Genomic DNA, 26,546 nt, shown 5'->3' on the forward strand with positions numbered 1-26,546 from the left:
CCTAGCTTTTATTTTAAAAACATTATTTTATCTTCATCTAAATTAAAATATAGATTTTTTTCATTTTTTAAATCATTCCATTTTTCTTTTTCTATAAAAACGGTAATTTGTCCTTCGCATTCTTTTTTTCTTATTAGTAGGCAAGTGTTGAAAGTTTGGTCGATTTCTTTTATTATTTCCATTTGGAAAGAATTTTTTTCTTTTTTATTTTTGGAAATTTCTATATCATGGCCTCTTATGCCTATAAATTTTTCTTCGTGATTTTTTTCTAAATCTAAATCAAGGTTCCAAGCCTCGGCTTTATAAATATTTTCTCCAATTTTTTCAACTTTTGAGAAATTTTTGCAACCTGATAGCTCTGCTGCTGCCATGGTTTCTGGATTGTGAAAAAGCTCCTTGGTTGGTTTTTTTGCTTCTGATTTTCCTTTTGTCATTATCACAATGTCATCACACATTCTGTATATTTCATCCCTATCGTGGGAGACAAAAAGAGTTGGTATTTTATATTCTTCTATAATTTTTCTAACTTCAAGCTCAATTGACCATCTCAAATATCCATCAATTGCTGAATATGGCTCGTCTAACAAAAGAATTTCTGGTTCGTTTACCAAAATTCTTGCAAGAGCCGCTCTTTGTTTTTCTCCACCAGAAATCATTTCTGGCATAGAATTTTTTATGTGTCCAATATGAAGTTCTTCTAATTTTTTATTTATTATTTTTTCAGAATTTCTATTTTTTCCCCTAAGCCCAGTTTTTATATTTTCATAAACTGTCATGTTTGGAAAAAGTGCGTAATCTTGAAATAGATAGCCAACTTTTCTATCTTTGGTTGGTATATTTATTTTTTTATCTTTATCAAAAAGGATTCTATCATTTAAAACTATTCTTCCATAATCTGGTTTTATAATTCCTGCTATTGCTTTTAGGGTTAAGCTTTTGCCAGATCCTGATGCTCCCAAAATTCCCAAAATTCCTTCTTCATTTGTAAATTTTGCATCAAGTTTAAAATTTGTAAATTCTTTTTTTATTTCAACATCAAGCATAATTTTTTTCCTTTGGATTTGTATCTTCTAAGAAATTTATGGCAACAAGAACAACAAATGAAATCAAAACATTTATCATAACCCACTTATAAGCAACAGCGTCTTGACCGATTCTCCAAAATTGATAAACAGTTGTTGAAATGGTTGCAGTTTTTCCTGGAGTGTATCCGCTTACCATGGATGTTGCTCCATATTCTCCAAGGGCTCTAGCAAATGATAAAACTAAACCTGCCATAACGCCTTTTTTGCAATTTGGCATCAAAACTTTCCAAAAAATCCATGTATTTGACTTGCCCAAAGTTTGAGCTGCGTATGATAAATTTTGGTTATAAGCTTCAAAAGCTCCTCTAGTTGTCCTATACATCAAAGGAAATGTTACTATGACTGTTGCAAAAATTGCTGAATACCAATTCATTATAAGAGGAAATTTAAAATATTCTACTGCGATTTTTCCAAGTCCTGAATTTGGTCCTAGAATTTTTATTAGAAAAAATCCTACAACAGTAGGAGGCAATACCAAGGGTAAGGTTAATACCACATCTATTGCCCCCTTTACTTTTGCAGGTAATTTTTTAATATAGTAGGCAGCAAATATACCAAGAAAAAATATTATTACCGATGATATACTTGCAATCCTTATTGAATTATATAAAGGATATAAGTCCATATCTATTTATTTAATGCCTTTATTTAATGGCTTAAATCCATATTTATCTAAAATTTCTGATGCTTTTTCGCCTTTTAAAAATTCTAAATATTTTTTGCCTTCTTCTGGATTTTTTGAATTTTTAAGTAAAGCTGCTGGATAAATTACTTTATTTTCTAGCATTGAATCATCAGCTACTGCTACTGTTTCAAGTCCTGCTGTTTTTGCGTCAGTTTTATAAACTATTCCACAATCAGCAGCTTTTTCACTTACCCATGATGTAACTTCTTTTACGTTTGAACCAAGTGTAACTTTATCTTGAATCTTATCCCAAATTCCTAAATTTTTAAGAATTTCTTCTGAATATTGTCCAACTGGAACGTCAGCATTTCCTAGAGCGATTTTTTCTACTTCATCTTTTTCAAGATCTTTAAAATCTTTTATTCCTTTTTCATTTCCCTCTGCTACTGCAAGAGTTACTTCATTTTCAAGTAAATCAAATCTTGTTTCTTTGTCAATTTTTTCTTCTTTGTCAAGTTCATCCATTTGTTTTTGAGCTGCTGAAACAAATACATCACAGTCTGCTCCCTCATCAATTTGAGTTTTTAATGTTCCTGATGAATCAAAGTTGAAGGTCAAACTAAGATTTGGATTTTCTTTTTCAAATTCTGTTTTTAATTCTTCTAAGGCTTCTGTCATTGAAGCTGCTGCGAATACTACAAGGTCTTTTTTCTCCATATTGCCCGCATTTTCATTTGATTTTTCTACGCTTGCATTTGAATTTGACATAGCTTCATTTGAATTGTTGTCATTTTTTTTGTTGTTACCACAAGCTGCTGTTCCGATTAATAATGCTCCTGCTAGAGCTGTCATTGCGATTTTTTTAATATTCATTTTCTTCTCCTAAAATTTTAATTTCATCACCTGTTTTTATCACGCCTTCTTTAATTACTTTTGCAAATATTCCCTCATAAGGCATAATACATTTTCCTACACTTTGCTTTATGGCGCAGCCCTTGTGACATTCTTTTCCAATTTGACTAACTTCCAAAATGCAATCGCCAATTTTTAATTTTTTTCCTATTGGAAGCTCATGCAAAACAATTCCTTGGGTTGTAATATTTTCTGCAAAATCCCCAAAAGCAAATTTGCGATTTTCATTTTCCATTTTTCTAATTGACTCTACTGCCAAAAGACTTACTTGCCTGTGCCACTTTCCTGCGTGGGCGTCATTTTCTAGCCCAAAATCTTTTTTAAATAAACCCTGACCTATCTGTTCCTTTCTCACTCCCTTTGTCTTTGAAATATTTATTGATAAAACTGTTGCGTTAATTGTGTCCACTATTATCCCCTTCTAATATATCTAAGCCATGACTTAAAAAAGGCAAAATTCCTTCTATACTTTCTATGACAGCCTTGGGAGATCCTGGTAAATTTATAATTAAAGAATTATTTTTTATTCCAGAAACTGCTCTTGATAAGGCCCACATATGAGTTTTTTCTTTTGAAATCAATCTTATAGCCTCGCTTATGCCTGGCGTTTGTTTTTCTATTACTTTTAAACTTGCCTCTGGTGTGTTATCTCTTTTTGAAAGTCCTGTTCCACCAGATGTTAAAATTAATTGGATATTTTCACCAACTAATTTGTTTAATTCATTTTCAATATTTTCCAAATCATCGTTAATTATAGACTTATAAACCATCTTATAATTTTCTGGCATTGTTTTTGCACAAGCGTCAATACATCCGTCTTTATTTTCTCCGCTTGATCTGGTATCAGAAATTACCACAAAGGCGTAATTATAAATTTTTTCTTTCATAAAGACCAGATTTTCCTCCTGATTTTTTTACTAAATATATATCTTTTATGGTCATAGACTTATCAAGAGCCTTGCACATATCATAAACTGTCAAAAGACCAGCTGAAACTCCCGTCAAAGCTTCCATTTCAACGCCGGTTTTTCCTTGGCACTTAACTTTTACTTGGCAAAATAATAAATTTCCCTCAAAATTAAAATCTACATTTATTCCATTTAATAAAAGTGGATGAGCCATAGGAATTATCGAAGATGTATTTTTTACAGCTTGAATTGCTGCAACTTGAGCAATGGCAAGGACATCTCCTTTTTTTATTTTTTCATTTTTTATTGCATCTATCGTTTCATTTTTTAATTCAATTGAACCCTTGGCTATGGCTTCTCTTTGGCTAATTTCTTTTTGAGAAACATCAACCATTTGCCCCCTGCCATTTTTGTCTAAATGTGTAAACATTTATCCTCCTATCCTATACATAGATTCTTTTATTACTTCTTTTTCCAAATGATGTCTTTTAGGTTTTTTCATAAGAGCCTCATCAATTAATTTTTCTATATTTTCATTTGCTCTTATTGCTTTTTTTAAATCAATTTCTAAATCCGAATGAAGACAAGGCCTAATTTTCCCGTCAGCTGTAAGTCTTAATCTGTTGCAAGTAGAGCAAAATTTATGACTTAATGGCTCAATAATCCCAAGTGTATAATCAAAATCTGGTACTTTGTAAAGGCTTGTTGGCGAATGAGTATCGGGATTTTTTATTGGAATTAAATTTAATTTTTTTATAATTTCATCGCTTGAAATAAATTTATCTTTTGAAAAATCTGCCGTACCGCCTATTGGCATTAGCTCAATAAATCTAAGCTCTATGTCATTTTCTTTGGCAAATTTTATAAAATCATAAATTTCTCCATCATTAAATCCCTTTATCAAGACGAAATTAATTTTTATTTTATAAGCAAAATTTTTGGCATAAGAAATTGCATCAAGGACTTTTTTTAAATCGCCACCTTGGCTCATAATTTTATATTTTTTCTCATCAAGGCTATCAAGAGAAATATTTAATCTTTTTAGTCCATTTTCCCACAAAATTTCTGCCTTTTCTTTTAAAAAATATCCGTTTGTTGTCATTGCCAAATCTTTTAGTCCATCAATTTCAGCAAGCATTTTTACCAAACTTTCTACATTTTTTCTAACTAAAGGCTCGCCACCGGTAAGTCTAATTTTTTTGATTCCTTTTTTTACAAAAATTTTGCTTATTTCATTAATCTCTTCTAGAGTCAACATATCTTCATGACTTTTTTTGCAAGAAAGACCATCCGGCATACAATATTTGCACCTATAATTACAACGGTCTGTAAGAGAAATTCTCAAATAATCTATTTTTCTTTCATACTTATCAAGCATATAATCAACTACTTTCTATATTTTTATAATATCCTAGCTTAAAGCCAAATAAACAATGTTCTTAAAATTTTTAAAAAAAATTGAACTTGGAAAGAAAGTAAATCTTCTAAATCTCATTAAATAACTAAAGTGAAAATTAAAAGATTTGCCCTCTTACACCAAGTTCACTATTAGCTTAAAGCATTTCTATAAAAGCTGCAATTCTTGTATTTATTTGTCCAATATCTGTTTTTGAAAAATCTGTTTCCAAAGATATGTATGGGATATTTTTTTCTTCTGTTACAAATTTTCTAATTGATGTAGTTTCTATTGCATAAGTGTGGCAAGCTTGAAGCTCTACATCCAAAACTGCATCGACTTTATATTTGTCGATTAACCTATCCAATAAATCAAATCTGTTTTTATTCGGGCTCATCACTGAACAACCAATATCTATGTATCTTTTTGCAATTGCCTTTATTGGATCGTCTGTATTTTCTTCTACAAGTCTATCATAATTTTTTTCGCCTGTACAGTTTTCGTAACTTACAACAACTGCCCCATTATCTTCAACAGCTTGTATGACTTTTTCAGTTGCCTCACCGATTGGACAACCTGTAATTAAAATTCTTGGTTTTTTTGGGCGAGTTTTATCATATTCTTTCATGATTTTTTCTGCCAAATTATTAAGCTCATCAGCAAGATTTTCCCTATCAAATTTAAAAGTTGAACCATACAAAACTTTAAAATAATCATAGCCTGACATAGGAGTTGGATCATTTGCCATTGTACCCGCAAGTTTTTTGAAAGCTTTTCTAATTTTATTTTCAAGCTTAATTTGATTTTCTAAATTTTCATCAGAAATTTCTACTCCAAAAGTATCTTCAATTTTTTCTTTTACTCTAATAACTTCTTTTTCCCAAAGATTAAGGGCATCTTCTCCTTGATTGTGAGGAAGATTCATAACATGAACTGGTTTAAATTCTCCCATAAGCTCATACATTTTTTGTTTTCCATCACAAGTAGTTTCCCCTATTACCAAATCTGAAAAATGAAAAAATGGACACTTGTCTGTGATTGCAAATCCATAAGATGATTTTATCAAAGGACAAAGATTAATTGGCAAATCTTTTTCAGCCTCGCTTATAGTTTCATCTGATGTAGAACAAAGTGAAACTGTTCTTGCTCCCATGGCTTGGGCGATTTCTCTTGGAAAATATGTACAATACATCCCAACAACAGGCTTTCCACTATCTTTTATTTTTTTAACTTGCAAAAAAGAATTTTTTCTTTGCTCAGCAAATTCTTCAAAAACTTCCGGTAAATCTTTTACTAATTTCATTTTACCTCCTTGTGATAAAACACTTTTATGGTTTTATTTATAAGTTCAAATTAAAAACAATTATATGTCTAAAATTTTTAAAATCTTATACGATATATTTTCATCATTGAGGATTTTTTTTATTTTTTCAAAATTTTCATCTTCAAATCTAAAAGCCAAACCGCAACCTGCTCCAAATTCTTCTGGAACCGGAATTAATTCTCCATTTATTTTTTTGTTTTTACAAAAATTTTCCATCAAAAGAGCATCGTTTGTCGTATCAAATCCTGCAACAAGTTTCATATCTCCTCCTCATATTTATAAGTAGAGTATAACATATCACTAAATCCTTTTCAATGAAACGTTTGTAGATATTTATATTTCTGTTATAATATTTTTGTATAGAATAATTTGATAAAAGAGGAATTTATGAGCGAGAATAGTAAAAATAAAGTTAAAATAAAAAAAATAAGCAGGACTTTTGTAAAAGACGAGGCCTATAATTTGCTTGCACAAAGAATAATTAATGGAGAATTAAAACCATGCGAAAGACTTAGAGTCCAAGAGCTTTCAGATGATTTGGGAATTTCTAGAACTCCAGTAAGAGAAGCTTTGTTGCAACTTGAAAGCGAGGGCTTAGTAATGACCAAGGCAAATCGTTGGACAATAGTTGCTCCTATAAATCCTTGCGAGGCAAAAGATATTTATCCAATTATCTATAGCTTGGAGGAGCTTGCTTTGATTGAAGCTTTCGACAAAATTGACGAGAAATTTATTGAAAAAATTCAAGATATTAATGAAGATATAAGTTATTTTCATAGAAAAAAAGACCAATTAAAAACTATAAAAAAAGACAACGAATTTCACGATGCTTTCATCGAACTTTCTGGAAATGCTGAAATAAAACCAATTATTGATAAGCTAAAAAGAAGAGTTGAAAGAATGGAAATTTATTTTTTTGAAACAGGCGATGAAAATTTCACAACTTATAAGGAGCACATGAATATAATTAACGCCTTAAAAGAAAAAAATTTGGATAAGGCAAGAAAATTTTTAGTTGAAAATTGGAAATCAACCATACATACTATAAATAAACTTTCCAAGGATTTGGAATTTGAAAATATAGAAGACCAAATAAAATAAATTAAAGGCTTTTGTGAAATATTAAAAATTTTACAAAAGCCTTTTTTTACTAAATTTTATAACAAAAATTCTTTTGGCAAATCATGGCTTGCAAAGTGTAAAATCGAAAGGCTAAAGCAATAAGCTCCAGCGTTTGAAACTTTCAATATATCGCCAATATTTGCTTTTTTTAATTCTATATCACTTGCTAACAAATCTAAACTTGTACACAAGTGTCCCCCAATATCTACAATTTCTTTTTGGGAATTTTCTCCAATAATTTCAAATTCGCATTGATTTTTTCCTGTATAAAGTGGCTCAAAGGCTTTTTCGCACTCATATCCCAAAGCTTGTTTTAGCATTTCTTTCATAGGTCCTTTGACAAAACCATTCATGGCATTTTTTACAACAAGGTAGGTTTTCCCATTTGAATATTTTTTGTCGATTATTGGCGTGTAATAAACTCCCGAATCCATAACCAAAAATCTTCCGCTTTCTATCAAAAATTTTGCCCCAAGTTCATTTTTATTTTTTTCATATAAATCTTTCATAGTTTTTGCCAAAATATCCAAATTCACATCATCTTCGTTTTTTTTGTCGTAGGCAACTCCTATGCCTGAGCCAAAATTTATAAATTTAATGTCAGCATGTGATAGTTTTGAAAATTTCACTGCCAAATCATAAGTATTTTTGTAATAATTTGAAAGAAGATTTGTGTCAAGAATTTGGCTTTGAACGTGAACGTGAAGACCTACAAGTTTTAAATTTTTGTAAGCCCAATCGAAAGAAAAAATTTTATCTTCATCAATTCCAAATTTACTTGAATGGGCTTTTTTATCTGTCATAGAATAATTCGGATTTACTCTTATGCCAATTTCTAAAATTTCTCCGTGATTTTTTGCCAATTCATCTAACAAATCAAGTTCGTGGAAAGAATCTGCAATAAAAATACACTTATCCCAAGCTTTTTGTAAATCTTCCATAGTTTTACCTGGGGCAGAATAATAAATTTGATTTTTTTCCATACCAGCCTTTATTGAAAGCAAAACTTCATTGCTTGATGCTGCATCTGATCCAATTCCATTTTCTTTGATTGTTTTTATAACTGGCATAAAGGGATTTGCCTTGATTGAATATAAAAATTCTATATTTTTAAATTTTTCCTGTAATTTTTGGCAAGATTTATCAATTATTTCTTTTTGATAAATATAACAAGGGGCGTTTTCTCTTACAAATTCGTCAATATTTTTTGCTTGCATAATTTTCTCCTATTTTTGTCTGAAAACCTTTCTTCATGATTTAAATTTACTTCTTAAATCCATTATACAATAAATTAATTTATAAAAAAATCCTTGAAAAATTACTGACTAGTAAATTTTCAAGGAAATATCTAATCTGCTTGTGGCGAAATTTTTAAATCCAAAAACAAATCATTGTATAAAATTGTTGTTTCTTTGCCCAAATTTTTGAAAACTTCTAATTTTTCTATATCTTCATCATCTGGATACAAGGTCTTATCATTTCTTGCTTCTTTGTCAATATATTTCATCGCCTTTTTGTTTGGAGTTGGATACCAAACATAATCTGCGTTTTTTGCTGCAACTTTTGGTTTTAGCAAATAATTTATTAGAGCATAAGCTCCCTTTGTATTTTTTGAAGTTTTTGGAATAACCATGGTATCAAACCAAATATTTGAACCTTCTTTTGGAATAGCATAAGAAAGATTTGGATTTATTTCTTTTGCCATTGAGGCTTCTCCAGAAAATGTAATTCCAACATCAGCTTCTCCTTGAGCCATATACCTTCTAATTTCGTCAGCAAGAATTGCCTTTACATTTTTCATAAAACCAACCAAGTCATCCTTAGTTTCTCTCAAAATTTTTTCATCTTTTTCATTTAGACTTTTTCCATTTGCCAAAAGACCAATGCAAAGTGTTTCTCTTGCTCCATCAAAAGATAAAATTTCTCCTTCAAATTTTTTATCCCACAAATTTTTCCAAGAAGAAAAATCTTCTTTTTTGTATTTTTTATTGTTATAAATTATACCAAAAGATCCCCAAAAATATGGAATCGAATATTGGTTGTTTGGATCATAAGAAAGATTTAAAAATCTTTGGTCAATATTTTCAAGACCTTTTATTTTTTTGTGGTCTAATTTTTTCAAAAGTTTTTTATCTTTCATCATCTCAACCGTATACTCTGACGGAAAAGCCAAATCGTAGGAAGTTTTTCCCTGCTCAACTTTTGCCATCATCGCCTCGTTTGAATCGAAAGTTTCATAAATCACGTGATAGCCTGTTTCTTTTTCAAAATCTTTTATAATTTCAGGGTCAATATAATCTCCCCAATTATAAAAATAAATATTTTTTGAATCCTGATCTTTTGCTTTTTCATTTAATTTTTTTTGTCCAACAAACAAAAGAAGGCAAAGAGTTAAAATTCCTAAGAAAAATTTATAAACCTTATTCATCTTGTCCTCCTTTTTTCTTCTCTACTTTGTATGACATAATATCCGATTGCAAGAATTAATGACAAAATAAAAATCAATGAAGAAAGCGCATTTATTTCCAAAGAAATTCCTGTTCTAACCCTTGAATAAATTTCTACAGAAAGAGTTGAAAATCCTGAGCCTGTCACAAAAAATGTAACTGCAAAATCATCCAAAGAATAAGTAAGTGCCATAAAAAATCCAGCAAATATTCCGCTTGCAATATTTGGAAGAATAATTTTATTTAAAATTGTAATATCATTTGCTCCCAAATCTTCAGCAGCCTTCATCATATCAGAATTTAGGGCGTAAAGCCTTGGAAGAACCATCAAAACCACAATTGGAATTGAAAAGGCAATGTGAGCAAGCAAAACTGAAAAAAATCCCATAGGAATTTTTAATAAAAAAGAAAATAAAATCAAAAATGAAGCGCCCATCATAACATCTGGCAAAACCATAAGGACTGAATTTAGACTTAAAACTTTCTTTTTTAATTTTTTATCTCTCATATAATAAATCGAAATTGCACCAAGCGTTCCAATAATTGTTGCAATCAAAGACGATAATAAGCCAATTATTAAAGTATTTATTACAATATTTATAAGCCTTTCGTCATTAAAAACTTTTTTGTAATAATCTAGGGTAAAGCTTTCAAAAACATTCATATTTCCCCCGCTATTAAATGAATAAAAAATCAGAAAAGCTAAGGGCAAATACATTATTATAAATACAAAAAATAAATACAAATTTCCAATTTTATTTTTTTTATTTTCCATCTTTGACCGCCTTTTTATTTAAAATAGAAATAACTGCAAACATCATAAAAATCAAGACAAGCCCAATAGTTGATCCCATCCCCCAATTTTGAGTTACCAAATAATGCTCTTCAACAGCTGTTCCCAAAGTTATAATTTTATTTCCTCCAATAATTCTTGTTATAAGAAAAAGTGAAAGAGAAGGAATAAAAACCGCCTGGCTTGCTGCCATTACTCCATCCATAGAAAGTGGGAGGATTATTTTCCTAAAAGTTTGAAATTTATTTGCTCCCAAATCTTCACTCGCAATAATATATTCATTTGGAATAGAATCTATTGCCCTAAAAATTGGAATTATCATAAAGGGAAGTTCGACGTAGGAAGCAACCAAAATAAAGGCAGGATTTGTAAACAAAAATCCCTCACTTGCAAGTCCCAAAAATCCCATAATACTTCCATTTTTATTGAAAAGTCCAATAAAAGCATAGGCTTTTAAAACCAAATTTATCCAAGTTGGAAGAATTACCAAAAGCAAAATAAAATCCTTGTGCTTGGCCTTTGATCAAAAATATGAAAATGGATAAGCCCACAAAAGTGTAAAAGCTGTAATCAAAAATGCAGTCAACAAAGAATTGAAAGTCATAATCATATAATTTTTATTTGAAAAATAGGAAATATAATTATTTAAAGTAAAATTTCCATAAATATCAAAAAATGATTGATAAATCAAAAGAAGAATCGGAGCAATAATAAAAATTAAAATCCACAAATAATAAATCGCAGATAATTTTTGGTATTTTTTAGCCATCATCTTCTCCAATCGCATATTTTTCAATTCTTTTATCAAAATCATCCTCGCTTTCGTTATAACGCATAACGTGGATGTTGTCAGCATCAATTTTTATTCCAATATCATCGCCTTCTTCAAAAGTTCTTGTCGTATGAATTTTCCACCTAAAATCAGAAGAATCAAAACAAATTAATTCATTAAAAACTCCTCTATACAAAATATTGTCAATATTTACAACGATATCAGCATTTTCAATAGGAACAACATTAATATCTTCAGGTCTAATTACAACTTCAACCCTTTCATTTTTATTAATTCCAGCATCAGAGCAAGCAAAAGTTTTATTTGCAAATTCTACTTTATAATCATCAACCATCCTTGCCTTTAAAATATTACTTTCTCCAATAAATTGAGCAACATAACGATTGATTGGCTCATCGTAAATATCTTTTGGACTTCCTTGTTGGACAATTTCTCCCTTATCCATTACAAAAATCCAATCACTCATAGCAAGAGCCTCTTCTTGATCGTGAGTTACAAAAACAAAAGTAATTCCAAGCTCCCATTGCAAATCACGAAGTAAAACTTGCATAGATTTTCTAAGTTTCATATCAAGGGCAGACAAGGGCTCATCAAGCAAAAGCACATCAGGTTTATTTACAAGAGCACGAGCTATGGCAACTCTTTGTCTTTGTCCTCCTGACATTTGAGAAATTTCTCTTTTCTCAAACCCTGATAAATTTACCATATCAAGAGCCTTTTCAACCTCTTTTTTAATAATTTTTTTGTCAGTTTTTTTAATTTCAAGACCAAAGGCAACATTATCAAAAACATTCATATGAGGAAAAAGAGAATAATTTTGAAAAACTGTATTAACCTTTCTCTTACTTGCAGGAACATCCAAAACATTTTCTCCATTAATATAAATCTCTCCAGAATTTGCTTCCAAAAATCCAGCAATAAGATTTAAAATTGTAGTTTTCCCACAACCCGAAGGCCCCAAAAGAGTATAAAATTTCCCTTTTTCAAGCTCCAAATCGACCGATTTTAAAATCATTTCATCATCAAAAGACTTAGAAACGCCCTTTAAAACCACAGAATATTTATCTAAATTTTCACACACAAGATCACCCCCCATTAGTTTCTTTTAACAGTATAACATAAAAGAAGAAAAAATTTGCAAGTCAAGTCTACAATATTTTATTAGTAAATTTTACATAATATTATGAACTTGCTTATAAAATAGTGATTTGTTTAAATATAAATAAAAAGTGTGACGGCTAATAAATAATTATAACCATCACACTTTTTATTACACATTGATTTTAAAACCTTAAAAAGCATCTCTTAGGATATTTGCCAAGTCAAATTTTGTTACCAAAGCTGGATTTGTTGGTGTACACCTATCATTTAAAGCTGTAAGTGCCATCTTTTCTATAGAATCTTGGTAAGCTTTTTCATCAATTTTTCCAAGTCCACTTAATTTTTCTGGAATATTAAATTTTTTATTCATTTCTTTTATTACTTTGATTAAACAAGTGTAGTCCCTATGATTTAATTTTTGAGCTAAATCGTCTAATTTTTTTCTAGCCTCTTCACTATTTTTACAATTATATTCTATTACATAAGGTAAAAGTATTGCATTTAATCTTCCGTGAGAAATATGGAAAGTTCCACCAATTGTATGGGCTAGAGAATGATTTATTCCAAGTCCTGCATTGTTAAAAGCGATTCCTGCCATATTTGAAACTTCTAGCATTTTTTCTCTAAGTTTTAACCTATCTCCTTCATCATATACTTTTGGCAATATTTCAAAAACTGTCTTTATGCAAGTTTCTGCAAAAGTATCGGTATATATTGATGCACTTTTACTACTATAGGCTTCTATTGCGTGAGTTAATACGTCCATACCTGTATCAGCTGTAATAAAATTTGGTACAGTTTTTGTAAATTTGGGAATTAATAAAGCATAATCTGGGAGCATTATATCATCTATTAATACTTTTTTATCATTGCCTACTGTTACAACTGCAAAATTTGTAGACTCACTTCCTGTTCCTGCTGTAGTCGGTATAGCTGCAAAAATTTTTTTTACTTTTTCTTCCTTATATATATCATATATAATTGCTTTAGTAGCATCTATAGCTGAGCCTCCACCAATGGCACAGATTAAATCAGGATTTGAATTTTTTAAAGCTTTTTTCCCTTCTTCAACTAATTCTTGGCTAGGATCTGGTTGAATATTGCTAAAAATATCATAGGAAATATTTTTATCTAAAAATTTTGTCACCTGATCTATCATTTTACTTTCTACTACAAATGGATCTGTTACAAAAAAAATTTTATTAGGATTTAAAGAATTTAAAATTTTTATGCTATCATCTCCAACATTTATAGTAGGCTTTACTGAAAACGTCATATATTTTCCTCAACTTTCATTTCTATCGGTATTAGTATCTCTGTTACATATTTTTTTTCATCTCTAAAAGTCCAAGAATCTACCACAAATCTCTCTATAACATCTTCTGATAATTTATATCTATACTTTTTAGCCCACTCTCTAAGTTTTTCATAGGATTTACTTAAATTTTCATATTTTCCAAAATGATAAATAGAACCATAGAATCCATCTTTCAATGTAAAAATGATTCTTTCATCTTCAATAGGTTTAACTGCTTTTTGTATGTATAAACATCTAATGTTTCTATTTTCCTTTTCACACTTTAATCTTTGTATATAAGAATCAAAATAAAACATTACAGAACCTGTAATCTTGTTATTTTCGCTTTTTACAAAATTTGCAAAATCTAAATCTAATACAGTATCTTCATAACAAAAACTAAAATCTATAGGATAAGATATTAGTTCACTTTGTTTTATATATTTAATACTTGGGGTATTATTGCCAATAATAAATGCTGAAGATGCTTCTGATATTAACTCATTCCAATCTTTTATAATAGTTAATCGCTCATCTAATTTTTTTATTTCATTACTTGTTCTTTTAATAAGTTCATTGAATGATTTGCTCACATCATCATAGTCTGAATTAAATATAAAGTCTCTAATTTCATACAATGAAAAATCCATAAATTGCAAATATTTTATTATAGAAATCAAGAGAATAGTATCCTCTGTATAATATCTATATCCATTTTCTTTAACTACATCTGGTTTTATAAGTCCTACAGTTTCATAATGTCTTAAAGCTCTTGTGGATACATCCGCTTTATTTGAAGCCTGACCAATGGAATATAATTTTTCTTTATTGATCATTTTTACTCCTTAATTATTTACTTTTTCAAATAAGTATTTAGTATTTTTATAAATGTTTTCTTCTAAATTATAAAAAGGGCTTTCAATCATCTCTTCTATAGCCCATAATGTTTTCAAAGACAAACAAGTAATTTCTGCTACATAATAGTCATTAGATGAAATTCTTTTATGTTGAGATTTTGTTGGTCTTACTCTTTTTAGATCTTTTGGAATATTTGTAGATTTAGAATTTAGAGTATTTTTATATTTCTAATAAATGGGACTTAACAGGTGACAATTCTTCTAAGTTTTGTTTAATATCTTCAAATTTTTCTTTATCTGTAAATTCCATCATTCTAGCATACTTATCAAAAATAGGATTTACGCCATTTTTTTCAATTTCTTTTAAGTCTTTATATAAATAATCTATAATTTTTTGATTATACGCCAAATATTGAGAAAGCCTCATAATGAAAAATTCTTTAGGTGAATCTTGGCAAACTGCCCTACCATTAAGTCCCCTTATTTCATCAAAGTTTTTCCATTCAAAATCTAAAATCCAAGAAAGCTCATCGAAAACACATAATAAATTATAATCTCTAAGTATATCTTTCATCAAGTTCTTGTCAATATTTTTAAATAAATATCTCATATCAATTTCCTTTCACCAAATTAATAGCCTTAATTTGTGGATTTATAATTGAATTTTGTACTTCAATAGCATGAGCCAATAAAAAATCATCATTTGATTTAGTAATAGATCTATATTTTAATATATCCTTTACATATATACTTAACTTTTCACTCAAGTAAACAAGATCTTTTTTGTGATTTGATTCCATAAATTTATTCATATCCTCAAACAAATCACGAGGATAATAATTAATTTGTGCTAATCTTTTGTATCTTAACTTATAATAAGGCATATATACTTTTGCAAATAAAAAAAGTACTCCCAATAAAGCTTCCATAAATTCAGCTTTTGCAAAAAAAACTGCTGAAATATCATTTCTATCAAGAGATCTTTTTAAATTATATTGTCCCGCTTGAGCCATTTGGAAAAGATATGCTGCAAGTTTTTTTCTGAGTACATCTTCTGGATAAAAGTCTAATAAATATTTTCTATAGTCTGAAAATAATTTACAATTATCTAAAAAAATTTCTCCATTAGTAACAGTAGCTAGGAAAGATTCTGGTATTTTTAAAAAATCTATATCACTTATTGGAAACTTTCTAGCTGATGTATATTTTTCATAAAAATCTTCTAAAGAGAATAAACCAACTCTTTTATCTACCAGTTTCGACTCAACTTTCTTATATCCTAGAAATTCATCTGGTAACTTTTCCAAAACAGAATTAATCCTATTTTTATAAATTTTTACATCATCTTCTTTTAACCAAATACAAAATCCCAGACCAAAATCGTGATCTTTTGAGATTTCATCATCAAGACCAAAACATTCAGAGCCTTCTCCAACCAGACCAATTGAACAAAGATCTAAAATTTCTGGACAATTATTTTTAAAAATTGGATAGGCTATATCATAAAAATATTTTTTTGATAATTCCATACCATTCATGATATTTCCTTTTGCTTTTTAGCTTGATTAAGGTTTTTAATTAGAATTTCCTTTACTGGCCCTTCACCAACAGTTTCATCAAATACTTTTATAGCTTTTTCATAATAGTATACAGACGTATAATATTCTTTATTATTATAATAAATATTAGCAGCTGTCGCATAAGCATTTGCCAAATGTGGAAGTCTTAATTTATTTTTTTCATAATAAAGTATAGCCTCATTTACATTTACCAATGCTTTAGCATACTTTTTTTTAAGTATTAATATTTCTGCAAGATTTATCTTAGATACAGCTATTTTTTCTTCATTTTTTATTATTTTTAGAGCTTTTTCAATATCTTCTTGTGCTAAATCCAACATATTTTTTGCCCTAAAAGCTTGAGATCTATTATTATATACGCTTGCCATTAAATGTTTTGTATCACTAAGTTGGCTAAGAATAGTTTCCGTTTCATTCAAAGTATCAATTGCTAAATCATAATTTTTAGAAACTATATGGCAATTCGATATATTTATAAGAAGACTAGCATAATCTTTTGAAATAAATCCGTAATTATCTAACACTAATTTCTTTATAACTTTATAAATCTTATAAGCCAAGTCTGTTTGACCCTTTACTCTAAGAAAAGATGCGAGCTCATTACCAACAGCGATAATGGCTCTTTCATCTTTTAAACTTATAGTTTTAGAAAATTCTTCCATCAAAAATAGAATAACTTCCTTACCATTTGATTTATTAAACTTTAGCTTTAAATCTTTATAAAAGTTTGATAAATCATATTTCATGATTCTTATTTATTTTTTGGTAAAATTGTTTCAACTTCTGTATGTGGTCTTGGAATTACGTGTACTGATACTAATTCTCCAACTCTTTGTGCTGCAGCTGCTCCTGCATCTGTTGCTGCTTTTACTGCTCCTACATCTCCTCTAACTAAAACTGTTACAAGTCCTCCTCCAACATGTTCTTTTCCTACAAGTGTAACGTTAGCTGCTTTTACCATTGCATCTGCTGCTTCAATACTTCCTACTAATCCTTTTGTTTCAATCATTCCTAAAGCTTCGTTCATTTTTTCTCTCCTTTATATTTTTTATTTTTTTTATTAACTTATTTATTCACCTTTAAAGGCATTTACTAGTGAGTCTACCATTTCTTTTAATTCTTCTAGATTTATCTCACCTGTTTCATTAAAGTTTGAAGATTTCTTTTCTTCTTCTGTTTTACAATTATTACAACCTGTTGAATATTCAAAATATTTTGCTTGGTTTCCATAATTTGGTAATGAATTGTTATTTAATGAAGAATTATTTCCGTGATATTTTTTAAATATTTCATCTTCTTCAACAAGTTTATCAGCATCTTTTATTCCATAAACTAATTTTTTGAAGTTTACAAGGTGTTTTGGACCAACATTTTCTGATACACTTGATCCTCCCATTGTTCCACATCCTAAGGTTAGAGCTATTGGAAGGCCTGTTGTAAGTCCTGTTCCTCCCATTGTTCCACCAGTGTTTACAAGGATCCTACTTGCTGGTTTTATAGCAAATTTTCTTGCTATTTCTTTATCTTCTGTATGTAGGCTCATTGTATGTCCTATTCCATTTTCCAAAAGTTTAAATGAAAGATCGCAAGCTTCCTTCCAATCATTTACTGTATAAAAACCAAGTACTGATGTTAATTTTTCGTAGGATAATGGATATTCTTTTCCAACTCCATATTGTTCTCCTACAAGTACTTTAGTTCCGCTTGGTATGCTAATTCCTGCTGCATCTGCTATAACTTTTGCACTTCTACCTACAAAATTAGGATTCATAGCTGTTCCATTTCTAAATAATAAGGCACAAACTTTTTTACATTCTTCATCAGTCATGAAATATGCACCAGCTTTTTTAAATTCTGATACAACTTCTTGTCTATTTGATCTTTCAACTATTAATGATTGCTCTGATGCACAAATTGTTCCATTATCAAAAGTTTTTGATGCCATTATGTTTCTAACAGCCTTTTTAATATCAGCAGTTTTTTCTATATAAGCTGGAGAGTTTCCTGCTCCAACTCCTATAGCTGGTTTTCCAGCAGAATATGCTGCTTTTACCATTGCTGGACCACCTGTTGCTATGATTAATTTAACTTCATCAGCATGCATTAATTCATTTGTTGCATCCATTGAAAGTTTTGTTAATCCTTGAACTATATTTTCCGGTGCTCCTGCTTTTACGGCTGCATCATTTACAATTTCTATTGCCCTTGATGTACATTTACTAGCTTTTGGATGTGGACTAAAGATTATAGGGTTTCTAGATTTTATAGCTATCATTGAATTGTATAAAACTGTTGATGTTGGATTTGTTGATGGAACAATTCCCATTACCAAACCAACAGGATCTGCTATAGTAATAACTTGACCTTCTTGGTCAGCATCTACTATTCCTATAGTTTGTTGATTTTTAATTTCTTCATATAAAAGTCCACTTGCCATGTGATTTTTATATATTTTATCTTCTACCTTTCCAAAGCCTGTTTCTTCTACTGCAATTTCTGCTAATTCTTTTGCGTGAATTTCTCCAGCTTCAGCAATAGCTTTTATAATTCTATCAATTTGATCGAATGTATAATTTTTTAATTTTTTTTCTGCTTCGGCTCCTTTTCTAGCAAGATCTCTTGCTGCTTGAATTGAAGATAGATCAAAATCTAATTCTGCCATGCTTACCTTCTTTCTAATTTATTTGTTAATTATTCTTTGTGTGGTAAGATTGTTTCAACTTCTGTGTGTGGTCTTGGGATTACGTGTACTGATACTAATTCTCCAACTCTTTGTGCTGCAGCTGCTCCTGCATCTGTTGCTGCTTTTACTGCTCCTACATCTCCTCTAACTAAAACTGTTACAAGTCCTCCTCCAACGTGTTCTTTTCCTACAAGTGTAACGTTAGCTGCTTTTACCATTGCATCTGCTGCTTCAATACTTCCTACTAATCCTTTTGTTTCGATCATTCCTAATGCGTCTAATTGTGCCATTTTTTTTATCTCCTTTTTTTCTACTTTTTTTACGATCTTATTTGTGTGTTTTTTGTTTACTTCTGTCTTCACTTCTTCATTTTTTGTAGCTTCTGTTTTTTTTGCTACTTCTTTCTTTTTTTCTGTCATCTAAACCCCTTATATAATAATTTCTATAAAGTCTTTAGGACCTAATCCTAGAGCATTGGCTTCTTCTTGATCTATATGACAATCAAGATATCCGTTATCTCCTACTCTAACACTTACATTTTCAAGTAATGCTGATCTTTCGCCTTTAGTTTTTATTGAAACTATATCTCCATTTTTTAATCCTCTTTCTTTCGCTTGAAGATTGTTAAAATGAATGTGTCTTTGAGCAACTATTGTGCCTTCTTTTAAAACAACTGTTCCTTCTGGTCCTATTACTGTGATTCCTGGAGTATCTTTAATATCTCCTGACAATCTTAGTACTGGTTTTATACCAAGTTTAAAGGCATCTGATCTTAGTATTTCTACTTGACTTTGTTTTCTTACTGGACCTATTATTCTAACTTTTTCTATGCAACCTTTTTTTGCTGCTATTGTCACACATTCCTTGCATGCAAATTGTCCTGGTTGTGATAGGCTTTTTATTGGTGTAAGCTTATATCCTTTCCCAAAAAGTGTATCTAAATCTTCTTGAGATAAGTGAATGTGTCTTCCTGATATTCCTACAGGAATCTTATAAAGATCTATATTAACTTTTTGCTTATTATTTTTATAATTGTCTACTAAGCTTTCTAGCAACTGACTAAATTCATTCATCCTATCCTATTATCCTTTCAATATCATTTTCAGATAATAGGCCTTGTTCTATTCCTTTTTTTAGAATCTTGTAAATTTGATCTTCTGATAAAACAGCTGATGATTTTTTACATTCTTTTTTTTCTTCTATATCATTTTTTTTATCTTTACAATCACATTTTTTAAATTCTATGCCAAAATCTTTTGCCAAGTCTTTGGCAGCAGCTGTGATTATAGTGTTGTCATCGATATAGATTTCTTTTTCATTTTTTTTCTTTAAGACTTCTTCTTGACTTATGAGTCTTTTCATCAAAACCTCCTAGAAATCACAATCCTCATCTATTATTCCAACTATAACAGCATCTACAGGAATTTTTTGATTTTGATTTTCCTCAAGAATTGCTCTTGCAGATGAACCTTGGGTTATAATAACCCTATCTCCTCTACCAGCTCCTATTGTATCTACTGCTACTATTTTTTTATTTTTTTCACTTCCATCTAAAATTTCTACTAACATAAATTTAAGACCATTTAGTGAATCATATTTTCTTGTAGCCCATACATTACCTATAAGTTTTGCGATTACCATATATCTTTTTCCTTAATTTTTTCTTCAATATTTCTTAGGGCAACTTTAACTTCTTCCATCTCTCCTATTATTGCAAGCATAATCATATTTTGTGGACATGATCCTCTAACATCTACTACTTCTACCCCACTAGTTTTATAGGCTATATCACTTGCCATAGTCATTTCTATTAATTTTCCTTGGACAAGCCCTAAAGCTCCAGGATTTTTTTCCAATTTGAATTTGGATCTATTTTTTATAATATCAAGTGTGGCTGGGCTTGGTGCTTTTATAAGTTTAATATCCATTTTTAATCCTCTATTAATGACAAAGCTATCCCTATTGGCGTTACAAACATAGGATTTGATGGTTTTAATGTTTTTATTTTTGTCTTTTGACCAACATAATCTTCCATTCCACTTAAAAGTGCTGTACCACCTACCAAAACAATTTTATCTATTTTTTGATCTTTGCTTGCATTTTCGATTATAGAAATTATTTTATCTATAACAGGTCTTACAACAGGAAATATTTCTTGGTGTTTTGAAAAATCTCTTTTTAATTCTTCTGCTTTATCAAAGTCAATTTTATATGCCCCTGATAATACTAATGAAAAATGTGTTCCACCTGTGGCTTCATCTAAAACTTTTACTACTTTTTCGTCTTTTACTATTGATATTCCAGTTGTACCGCCACCGATGTCTACTACAGCTCCATTATCAAGATTTAATAATTTATTTGCAGCTGATGGTTCATCTAGGACTTTTTCAACTATAAAACCACTTGACTCTGCTACATTTTTTACTGCTCCGCCGTCTATATTTTCTGTTCCTGGTGGTATAGCGCATCCTGCTATAAGAAGTTCTTCTCCTAGTTTTTCTTCTAGTTGATTTTTTAACTTTCTTACAATATCGCAAGCTCCTATATAATCCACAACCATTCCATCTTTAACAACTTGAGCAAATTCGTATGCTCCTGCAACTGGTTTTTTATCTTCATCAAATACACACAAAACTATAAAAGCAGTTCCTAAATCTATACCTGTGTAAAGTTTTTTATTTTTTGTTTTTATAGGCTTTTTTATTGATTCTTCAAAGTCTTTTATGACTTTATTAACATTTTCTAAATTGATAAGCTTATCCTCCTTTGCAAATATTTATAAACCAGATATAAAGTCTAATAGCTATTTTATCTATAAGATCTTCATTATTTTTTTCTTTAATCTTATTAAGTTTATCAATACCTTCTTCTATACTTATAAAGCTTTTAAGATATGGATTATCAAGATTCATATTCATATAAATATCTATAGCTTCACTTTCTTTACAATTCATTTTCTCTAGGTCTATAATTTCATTTTTAAAAATTTTTATCGCTAAGTCATTTAGATAAGAAGCAAATTTATGGTCAAAATCTTTAAGCTCAAAAGCAATTTTTTTAATTATCAAACTCACTTCTTCATCTAATTTTTTCTCATCCAAATTTTTACAAATCGGATTATCCCCAAGCTTATTTTGTTTCTTTTTTGTGTTTTTAGCCTTTGTTTTATCAACTATATCTATCCTAAAATCCAAAAGAAATTGTCTAGCTTGTGGAGTTAGCTTACTACCTTTTTCAATGATGTATGAGTCAAAAGGGCTTTTTTTGTATTTGTATCTTAAATTATCTTCCGTTATAAAAAGCATCTTTTTTCCTCAGTTTCTTTTATATATTTTCTTAATTTTTCTAGTCCCTTACCTGTCTTTAGTGATATCTCAAATATATAATCACTTCCAATAGCATTTGCTATTTGCCTTAATTTTTCCAACTTTACATCATCATAAAGATCAATCTTATTGATTATTGTAATTGTTGGTCTGGTAAATGATTTTGCAAAGTTTGGTGGAACATGACAATCTTTTTGTAAATCTATCATAAAAATATTTACTAAGGCTTGATTTTGTCCAACCATAATCAAAGCACTATTTAAGTAGGGATTTTCTATATATCCTTCTGATACTTCAATAGTTTTTTCTCTAAATTGAAGATCTAAACTTTTTTTTGATTTAAGATTTTTCTCTTCAATTAAGCTTGCAAGACTTGTCTTTCCCACTCCATCATTTCCAGCTATTAACCACTTTCTTCTCATGACATTGTTACGGGACAAGAAGTAAATTTTAGCATACTTTCAAAAGTATCTTTAACTGCTTGTAGGGACTGTTTTACGCTTTCATTATCTCCTTGTAAAAGAACGCATCCATTAAATCTATCAATAAAGCAAACTTCTACATTCGCAGCTTTTGCTGCCACATCAGCTGCTATTATGGAACTTTCCGTTGGAGTTAAGGTCATAATTCCTATGGCATTTCCCTTATCCAAACCAATTTTTTCATTTACTGATGGATCGGGAGAAGAAATAAGATGAAGAAGTGTTATTTGTTTGCCTGGTACTGATTCTTGAACTATTCTTTGTAAATTTTCCATATTATCACCTAATGCCTTACTAAATTCACTTCGATTTTCTTTTCATCAATCCATTTTTGAATTTCATCTAACTGTTCATTGGACAAGGCAAATTCACCTTCCATTTCAGAATCCATTGGATAATCCATATCAAGCTGTTCATATTTGCCAACCCCATACCTATGATAAGGAAGTAAATCTATGCCATCGAAATTTTTAAAACATTTAAAATCTTCTAAAAAATCTACAACTGCTTTTATTTCTTCGTGGCTATCATTTACTCCTTTTAAAATTGGCATCCTTACCCTAACTTTTTTTCCACATTCGAGTAAATATCTTAGATTGGATAAGATTCTTTCATTATTTACTCCAGTCCAATATTTATGTTTTACAGGATCCATTTGCTTAATATCAAATAAAAATAAATCTACATGGTCTTTTATTAAATCCAAAGATTTTCTTGAAGTATATCCACAAGTTTCTATGGCTGTATTAATTCCACTCATATGACTTGCTTCAAGTAGGGATTTCAAACTTTCAGCTTGAGCACTACATTCTCCTCCGCCTACTGTTAGTCCACCACCACTCATCATATAAAAATCTTTATCTTCTTTTACAATATCCATTAATTCAGTTATTGTTTTGTCTTCGCCTACAATTTCTATAGCTTTTTGAAGGCAATTTTTCTCACATCTTCTACAACCTATACAAGTTATATCTCTATGAACTTTGTGTGTTCCATTCTCCATATAATGAATTTTTTTTGGACAAACACTAACACATTGACCACAATTTATACAAGCATTTTTTTTAATCATCACTTGATATTCTCTTTTTAATCCTTCAGGATTGGAGCACCACTTGCATCTAAGTGGGCAACCCTTGAAAAATATTAAAGTTCTTACTCCTGGACCATCATGGACGTTGTACTTTTGAGTATTGAAAATTCTAGCAGTCCTTTCAATTCCTTCTTTATTTGAATCTACATCCATTTATATTCCTTTCTATTCTAGAAATGTTCTAGCATTGTACGACTTATAATTTCGTCTTGAACATCCTTACATAATTCAACGAAGAAGGCTGAATATCCAGCTACACGAACTACTAAATCTCTATGTTTTTCTGGATGTTCTTGAGCATCTAGCATAGTTTCATTATCTAAGTAGTTAAATTGCATCTCTCCATTTCCATACATACATGCTGTACGTAATAAGGTTACAAGAGCATTTTCTCCTTCTATAGAATCTAAAATTCCTTTTTGAATTTTGAAATTGTGTACCATACCCATATTCATTGAATCATTTGCCATTTTTGATACTGATTTTATAATTGCTGTTGGCCCATTAAAGTCAGCACCTTGAGTTGGTGATATACCATCTGATAATGGTGTCCATGCATCACGACCGTTAGCTGATGCTCCTGTCATTTGTCCAAATGGTGTATTATTAGATATTGAAAGTGTTCCATGGCAAAGTCTTGAATAAAGTGTTCTATATTTTGCGTGTTCTCTTTCTGTAAAGTTTATAATATCGTTACAAATCTTATCTGCATAGTCATCATCGTTACCATATTTTGGAGCGTCTAAGCAATCTCTTTTAATTTGTTCATAGCCTTTAAATTCTGCTTTTAATGCTTCATTTAATTGTTCTAGGCTATATTTTTTATCGTCATAAACTAATTTTTTGATCGCTGCCATACTATCTGCATAAGTTGCAAGTCCTGACCATACAACTCCTGGACCAAAATTATACATTGCTCCACCTGCTGAAACATCTTTTCCATGTTCCATACAGCCTTCATACATTATTGACATTAAAGGCTTAGGTGCCATATCTCTGTGAACTATTTGAGATATTGTAGTTGCTGCTGCTGTTAATTTTGTTATATATGAAATTTGTTCTTTTACAGCCTTTTCAAATTTTTCCCAAGTATCAAAGTTTGAGAGACTTCCTAAATCAGGTGTAACTTGTTTTCCATACCAAAGTGGAACACCGTGGTTTAATGTTAATTCTATTGCTATTGGCCATTGTGTGTATGAAGTTGATGTCCATTGATATAATCTTCCAGATTTTTGTGGTTCAACGCATCCCATCATACAATAATCTCTAGCATCTTCTACGCTTACTCCTTTTGCAAGCATCATTTTTATGTGAGTATCATCAAAGTGGCAAGCAGGGAAGCCCATTCCAGCTCTTACTACATCTACAATTTTTCTTAAATATTTTTCTGGAGATTTTGTGTGGATTCTTGTTGCAAGTGATGGTTGGTATATTTTCACATGTCTTACCGCATCCATCAAAAGATATGTTAAATCATTTGTTGCATCGACACCTTCTCTTGTGATTCCACCGATTGTCATATTAACGAATGGTTGATATCCTGCAAAGAATTTAGATGAACCTTCACTTGTTAGCCACATCATCTCGCTCATTTTTATTAGCATACATCCTGCAAGTTCAAAAGCTTGGTAATCATTCATTCTTCCACTTTCAATATCTTTTTTGTAGAATGGATACATATATTGGTCAACTCTTCCTATTGACATTCCTGTTTGGTTTTCTTCAACTACAAGCAAGGATTCTATTGTCCAAACTGCTTGTATCGCTTCCCAAAATGTTCTAGGTTTATTTGCTGGAACGTGAGCATTTACTTCTGCTATTTTTTCCAATTCAATTTTTCTTTTTGGATTTGTTTCTTTTTGAGCTAATTGTTTTGCATATTCACTTAATCTTTTAGCATATATCATTACCCCTTCAGTTGTTTCTATTACTGATTTGTAGAAGTAAATTTTATCTATATCTTCTGGATTTGAATAATCAAGTTTTTCTAAGTGCTCTTTTGCTTCTTGTTGGATATCTTTCATTCCTTTTTTCATTAGGATTACATCATATCCTGGATTGGAATCTCCTCCTCCATTTACTTGGTGGTAAGAACAGTCTGATACGAAAGATTCTCCTGATAATTCCCATACTCCAGCATCTCTATATTGGTCTTCACATACTTCATCAAGACTTCTTCCTTCCCAGAATGGGAACAATACGTCTTTACAATATTGTTTGTCTTCTTCTGAAATGTGGAATGGATCTTGTGGTCTGTTTTCAATTGTATCTAATTCATCTCTTAACCATCTCCAAGAAATATCTGGAGAAAATGCTCCGCTTCTTGGTGCCCCACAAGGTGAACCTACTATTAATTCATTATCTTGAATTACAAGTGGTGCTGTTTCACAATTTTTTCTAAAAGCTTTTGCTCTTAGAACATTCTTTGGCATTCCTGGATTTGCTTTTGTTAGTTCTGTTACTATTTTTGCCCTATGCAAGGTTATAGTTGGAACTTGTTTTAAAAAGTTTGCCTTTAAATCAATAAGTCTTTGAGTAGGTCCATTAGGAATTTGTGTTCCTTCACTTTGTATTCCCACACTTAAATCACAATTTTTATTATCTTCTTTATTTAATTGATCTTGCACTTTTTCAAATAATTTGCGTACACTTTCTTTTTCTGAATCTGACATATGCTCTGTTGCCATTGCCAATTTCTTAGAAAATTCTCTTAAGTCCATTT

The 26,546-nt window shown here is 30.1% G+C and carries 32 protein-coding genes and 1 pseudogene; 1 reads left to right on the forward strand and 32 read right to left on the reverse strand.

Annotated features, from left to right (window positions below):
• Positions 1 to 8: 8 nt before the first annotated feature.
• The 9 genes from I6H46_RS01700 to I6H46_RS01740 all read right to left on the reverse strand — a co-directional run bounded on the left by I6H46_RS01700 (position 9) and on the right by I6H46_RS01740 (position 6,511).
• Positions 9 to 1,043 carry a sulfate/molybdate ABC transporter ATP-binding protein gene (locus I6H46_RS01700; RefSeq protein ID WP_200226034.1) on the reverse strand — a complete coding sequence of 345 codons (1,035 nt, stop codon included), beginning with the start codon at positions 1,041 to 1,043 and terminating at the stop codon, positions 9 to 11.
• Entirely contained in the window at positions 1,036 to 1,710 is a 675-nt protein-coding gene (gene modB / locus I6H46_RS01705; protein WP_019118650.1) for a molybdate ABC transporter permease subunit, read from the reverse strand. Before modB ends, I6H46_RS01700 begins: the two co-directional genes overlap by 8 nt.
• Positions 1,711 to 1,716: 6 nt before the next feature.
• The gene (gene modA, locus I6H46_RS01710; protein ID WP_019118651.1) at positions 1,717 to 2,583 is read right to left on the reverse strand and encodes a molybdate ABC transporter substrate-binding protein; all 867 of its coding nucleotides are present in this window, start codon (positions 2,581 to 2,583) and stop codon (positions 1,717 to 1,719) included.
• Positions 2,573 to 3,031, reverse strand: a complete 459-nt coding sequence (locus I6H46_RS01715) for an MOSC domain-containing protein (protein ID WP_019118652.1) — start codon at positions 3,029 to 3,031, stop codon at positions 2,573 to 2,575. Before I6H46_RS01715 ends, modA begins: the two co-directional genes overlap by 11 nt.
• Complete coding sequence (locus tag I6H46_RS01720; protein WP_019118653.1) at positions 3,018 to 3,509, reverse strand: MogA/MoaB family molybdenum cofactor biosynthesis protein; 492 nt, start codon at positions 3,507 to 3,509, stop codon at positions 3,018 to 3,020. Before I6H46_RS01720 ends, I6H46_RS01715 begins: the two co-directional genes overlap by 14 nt.
• Entirely contained in the window at positions 3,490 to 3,960 is a 471-nt protein-coding gene (gene moaC / locus I6H46_RS01725) for a cyclic pyranopterin monophosphate synthase MoaC (protein ID WP_019118654.1), read from the reverse strand. The genes I6H46_RS01720 and moaC overlap by 20 nt, the downstream gene beginning before the upstream one ends.
• Positions 3,961 to 4,908: a GTP 3',8-cyclase MoaA gene (gene moaA, locus I6H46_RS01730; RefSeq protein WP_019118655.1), complete on the reverse strand. Its 948-nt coding sequence runs from the start codon at positions 4,906 to 4,908 to the stop codon at positions 3,961 to 3,963.
• A 175-nt stretch (positions 4,909 to 5,083) separates the two neighbouring features.
• Positions 5,084 to 6,229 (reverse strand): double-cubane-cluster-containing anaerobic reductase, encoded by a 1,146-nt coding sequence (locus I6H46_RS01735; protein ID WP_019118656.1) that lies wholly within the window; start codon positions 6,227 to 6,229, stop codon positions 5,084 to 5,086.
• A gap of 60 nt (positions 6,230 to 6,289) precedes the next feature.
• Positions 6,290 to 6,511 carry a DUF3343 domain-containing protein gene (locus I6H46_RS01740; protein ID WP_004839399.1) on the reverse strand — a complete coding sequence of 74 codons (222 nt, stop codon included), beginning with the start codon at positions 6,509 to 6,511 and terminating at the stop codon, positions 6,290 to 6,292.
• 126 nt (positions 6,512 to 6,637) lie between these two features.
• Here I6H46_RS01740 and I6H46_RS01745 point away from each other — a divergent pair, with 126 nt between their 5' ends.
• On the forward strand, positions 6,638 to 7,351 hold the full coding sequence (locus I6H46_RS01745) for a GntR family transcriptional regulator (RefSeq protein WP_019118657.1): 714 nt from the start codon (positions 6,638 to 6,640) through the stop codon (positions 7,349 to 7,351).
• A gap of 56 nt (positions 7,352 to 7,407) precedes the next feature.
• Here I6H46_RS01745 and I6H46_RS01750 read toward each other — a convergent pair whose 3' ends face one another.
• From I6H46_RS01750 to cutC, 23 genes and pseudogenes are all read right to left on the reverse strand, one after another.
• Positions 7,408 to 8,589 carry a diaminopimelate decarboxylase family protein gene (locus tag I6H46_RS01750; protein WP_019118658.1) on the reverse strand — a complete coding sequence of 394 codons (1,182 nt, stop codon included), beginning with the start codon at positions 8,587 to 8,589 and terminating at the stop codon, positions 7,408 to 7,410.
• 131 nt (positions 8,590 to 8,720) lie between these two features.
• Positions 8,721 to 9,800: an ABC transporter substrate-binding protein gene (locus tag I6H46_RS01755; RefSeq protein WP_200226037.1), complete on the reverse strand. Its 1,080-nt coding sequence runs from the start codon at positions 9,798 to 9,800 to the stop codon at positions 8,721 to 8,723.
• Positions 9,797 to 10,594 (reverse strand): ABC transporter permease, encoded by a 798-nt coding sequence (locus I6H46_RS01760; protein ID WP_004839403.1) that lies wholly within the window; start codon positions 10,592 to 10,594, stop codon positions 9,797 to 9,799. The genes I6H46_RS01755 and I6H46_RS01760 overlap by 4 nt, the downstream gene beginning before the upstream one ends.
• Positions 10,584 to 11,381, reverse strand: a pseudogene (locus I6H46_RS01765) (ABC transporter permease). The gene I6H46_RS01760 and the pseudogene I6H46_RS01765 overlap by 11 nt, the downstream one beginning before the upstream one ends.
• A complete protein-coding gene (locus I6H46_RS01770) occupies positions 11,374 to 12,501 on the reverse strand; it encodes an ABC transporter ATP-binding protein (protein ID WP_019118662.1) in 1,128 nt (375 codons plus the stop codon). Before I6H46_RS01770 ends, I6H46_RS01765 begins: the two are co-directional and overlap by 8 nt.
• A gap of 195 nt (positions 12,502 to 12,696) precedes the next feature.
• Positions 12,697 to 13,782, reverse strand: coding sequence for a 1-propanol dehydrogenase PduQ (locus tag I6H46_RS01775; protein ID WP_019118663.1), 1,086 nt, complete (start codon positions 13,780 to 13,782; stop codon positions 12,697 to 12,699).
• The gene (locus I6H46_RS01780) at positions 13,779 to 14,639 is read right to left on the reverse strand and encodes a MerR family transcriptional regulator (protein ID WP_019118664.1); all 861 of its coding nucleotides are present in this window, start codon (positions 14,637 to 14,639) and stop codon (positions 13,779 to 13,781) included. Before I6H46_RS01780 ends, I6H46_RS01775 begins: the two co-directional genes overlap by 4 nt.
• Before the next feature lie 241 nt (positions 14,640 to 14,880).
• Complete coding sequence (locus I6H46_RS09635) at positions 14,881 to 15,270, reverse strand: DUF4125 family protein (RefSeq protein ID WP_234287387.1); 390 nt, start codon at positions 15,268 to 15,270, stop codon at positions 14,881 to 14,883.
• A gap of 1 nt (position 15,271) precedes the next feature.
• On the reverse strand, positions 15,272 to 16,198 hold the full coding sequence (locus I6H46_RS01790) for a DUF4037 domain-containing protein (protein WP_019118666.1): 927 nt from the start codon (positions 16,196 to 16,198) through the stop codon (positions 15,272 to 15,274).
• Positions 16,195 to 16,986 carry a tetratricopeptide repeat protein gene (locus tag I6H46_RS01795; RefSeq protein WP_200226039.1) on the reverse strand — a complete coding sequence of 264 codons (792 nt, stop codon included), beginning with the start codon at positions 16,984 to 16,986 and terminating at the stop codon, positions 16,195 to 16,197. The genes I6H46_RS01790 and I6H46_RS01795 overlap by 4 nt, the downstream gene beginning before the upstream one ends.
• Before the next feature lie 5 nt (positions 16,987 to 16,991).
• The gene (eutM, locus tag I6H46_RS01800) at positions 16,992 to 17,267 is read right to left on the reverse strand and encodes an ethanolamine utilization microcompartment protein EutM (RefSeq protein WP_019118669.1); all 276 of its coding nucleotides are present in this window, start codon (positions 17,265 to 17,267) and stop codon (positions 16,992 to 16,994) included.
• Positions 17,268 to 17,309: 42 nt separating this feature from the next.
• On the reverse strand, positions 17,310 to 18,902 hold the full coding sequence (locus I6H46_RS01805; RefSeq protein ID WP_019118670.1) for an acetaldehyde dehydrogenase (acetylating): 1,593 nt from the start codon (positions 18,900 to 18,902) through the stop codon (positions 17,310 to 17,312).
• Between the two features lie 29 nt (positions 18,903 to 18,931).
• A complete protein-coding gene (gene eutM / locus I6H46_RS01810) occupies positions 18,932 to 19,213 on the reverse strand; it encodes an ethanolamine utilization microcompartment protein EutM (protein ID WP_026065049.1) in 282 nt (93 codons plus the stop codon).
• 138 nt (positions 19,214 to 19,351) lie between these two features.
• Positions 19,352 to 19,996: a phosphate propanoyltransferase gene (locus tag I6H46_RS01815; protein ID WP_019118672.1), complete on the reverse strand. Its 645-nt coding sequence runs from the start codon at positions 19,994 to 19,996 to the stop codon at positions 19,352 to 19,354.
• 1 nt (position 19,997) lies between these two features.
• Positions 19,998 to 20,285, reverse strand: a complete 288-nt coding sequence (locus I6H46_RS01820; RefSeq protein WP_019118673.1) for a hypothetical protein — start codon at positions 20,283 to 20,285, stop codon at positions 19,998 to 20,000.
• Between the two features lie 9 nt (positions 20,286 to 20,294).
• The gene (locus tag I6H46_RS01825; protein WP_004837443.1) at positions 20,295 to 20,564 is read right to left on the reverse strand and encodes a EutN/CcmL family microcompartment protein; all 270 of its coding nucleotides are present in this window, start codon (positions 20,562 to 20,564) and stop codon (positions 20,295 to 20,297) included.
• Positions 20,558 to 20,851 carry a BMC domain-containing protein gene (locus tag I6H46_RS01830; RefSeq protein ID WP_019118675.1) on the reverse strand — a complete coding sequence of 98 codons (294 nt, stop codon included), beginning with the start codon at positions 20,849 to 20,851 and terminating at the stop codon, positions 20,558 to 20,560. Before I6H46_RS01830 ends, I6H46_RS01825 begins: the two co-directional genes overlap by 7 nt.
• A gap of 2 nt (positions 20,852 to 20,853) precedes the next feature.
• The gene (gene eutJ, locus I6H46_RS01835) at positions 20,854 to 21,699 is read right to left on the reverse strand and encodes an ethanolamine utilization protein EutJ (protein WP_234287426.1); all 846 of its coding nucleotides are present in this window, start codon (positions 21,697 to 21,699) and stop codon (positions 20,854 to 20,856) included.
• Positions 21,680 to 22,228, reverse strand: a complete 549-nt coding sequence (locus I6H46_RS01840; RefSeq protein ID WP_019118677.1) for an ethanolamine utilization cobalamin adenosyltransferase — start codon at positions 22,226 to 22,228, stop codon at positions 21,680 to 21,682. The genes eutJ and I6H46_RS01840 overlap by 20 nt, the downstream gene beginning before the upstream one ends.
• Positions 22,216 to 22,671: a EutP/PduV family microcompartment system protein gene (locus tag I6H46_RS01845; RefSeq protein ID WP_019118678.1), complete on the reverse strand. Its 456-nt coding sequence runs from the start codon at positions 22,669 to 22,671 to the stop codon at positions 22,216 to 22,218. The genes I6H46_RS01840 and I6H46_RS01845 overlap by 13 nt, the downstream gene beginning before the upstream one ends.
• Complete coding sequence (locus I6H46_RS01850; protein ID WP_004839420.1) at positions 22,668 to 23,006, reverse strand: BMC domain-containing protein; 339 nt, start codon at positions 23,004 to 23,006, stop codon at positions 22,668 to 22,670. Before I6H46_RS01850 ends, I6H46_RS01845 begins: the two co-directional genes overlap by 4 nt.
• 8 nt (positions 23,007 to 23,014) lie before the next feature.
• Complete coding sequence (cutD, locus tag I6H46_RS01855; protein ID WP_019118679.1) at positions 23,015 to 23,977, reverse strand: choline TMA-lyase-activating enzyme; 963 nt, start codon at positions 23,975 to 23,977, stop codon at positions 23,015 to 23,017.
• Positions 23,978 to 23,994: 17 nt separating this feature from the next.
• Complete coding sequence (gene cutC, locus I6H46_RS01860; protein ID WP_019118680.1) at positions 23,995 to 26,544, reverse strand: choline trimethylamine-lyase; 2,550 nt, start codon at positions 26,542 to 26,544, stop codon at positions 23,995 to 23,997.
• Between the last annotated feature and the right edge of the window lie 2 nt (positions 26,545 to 26,546).

Source organism: Anaerococcus obesiensis, assembly GCF_016599815.1.
Taxonomy (GTDB): domain Bacteria; phylum Bacillota; class Clostridia; order Tissierellales; family Peptoniphilaceae; genus Anaerococcus; species Anaerococcus vaginalis.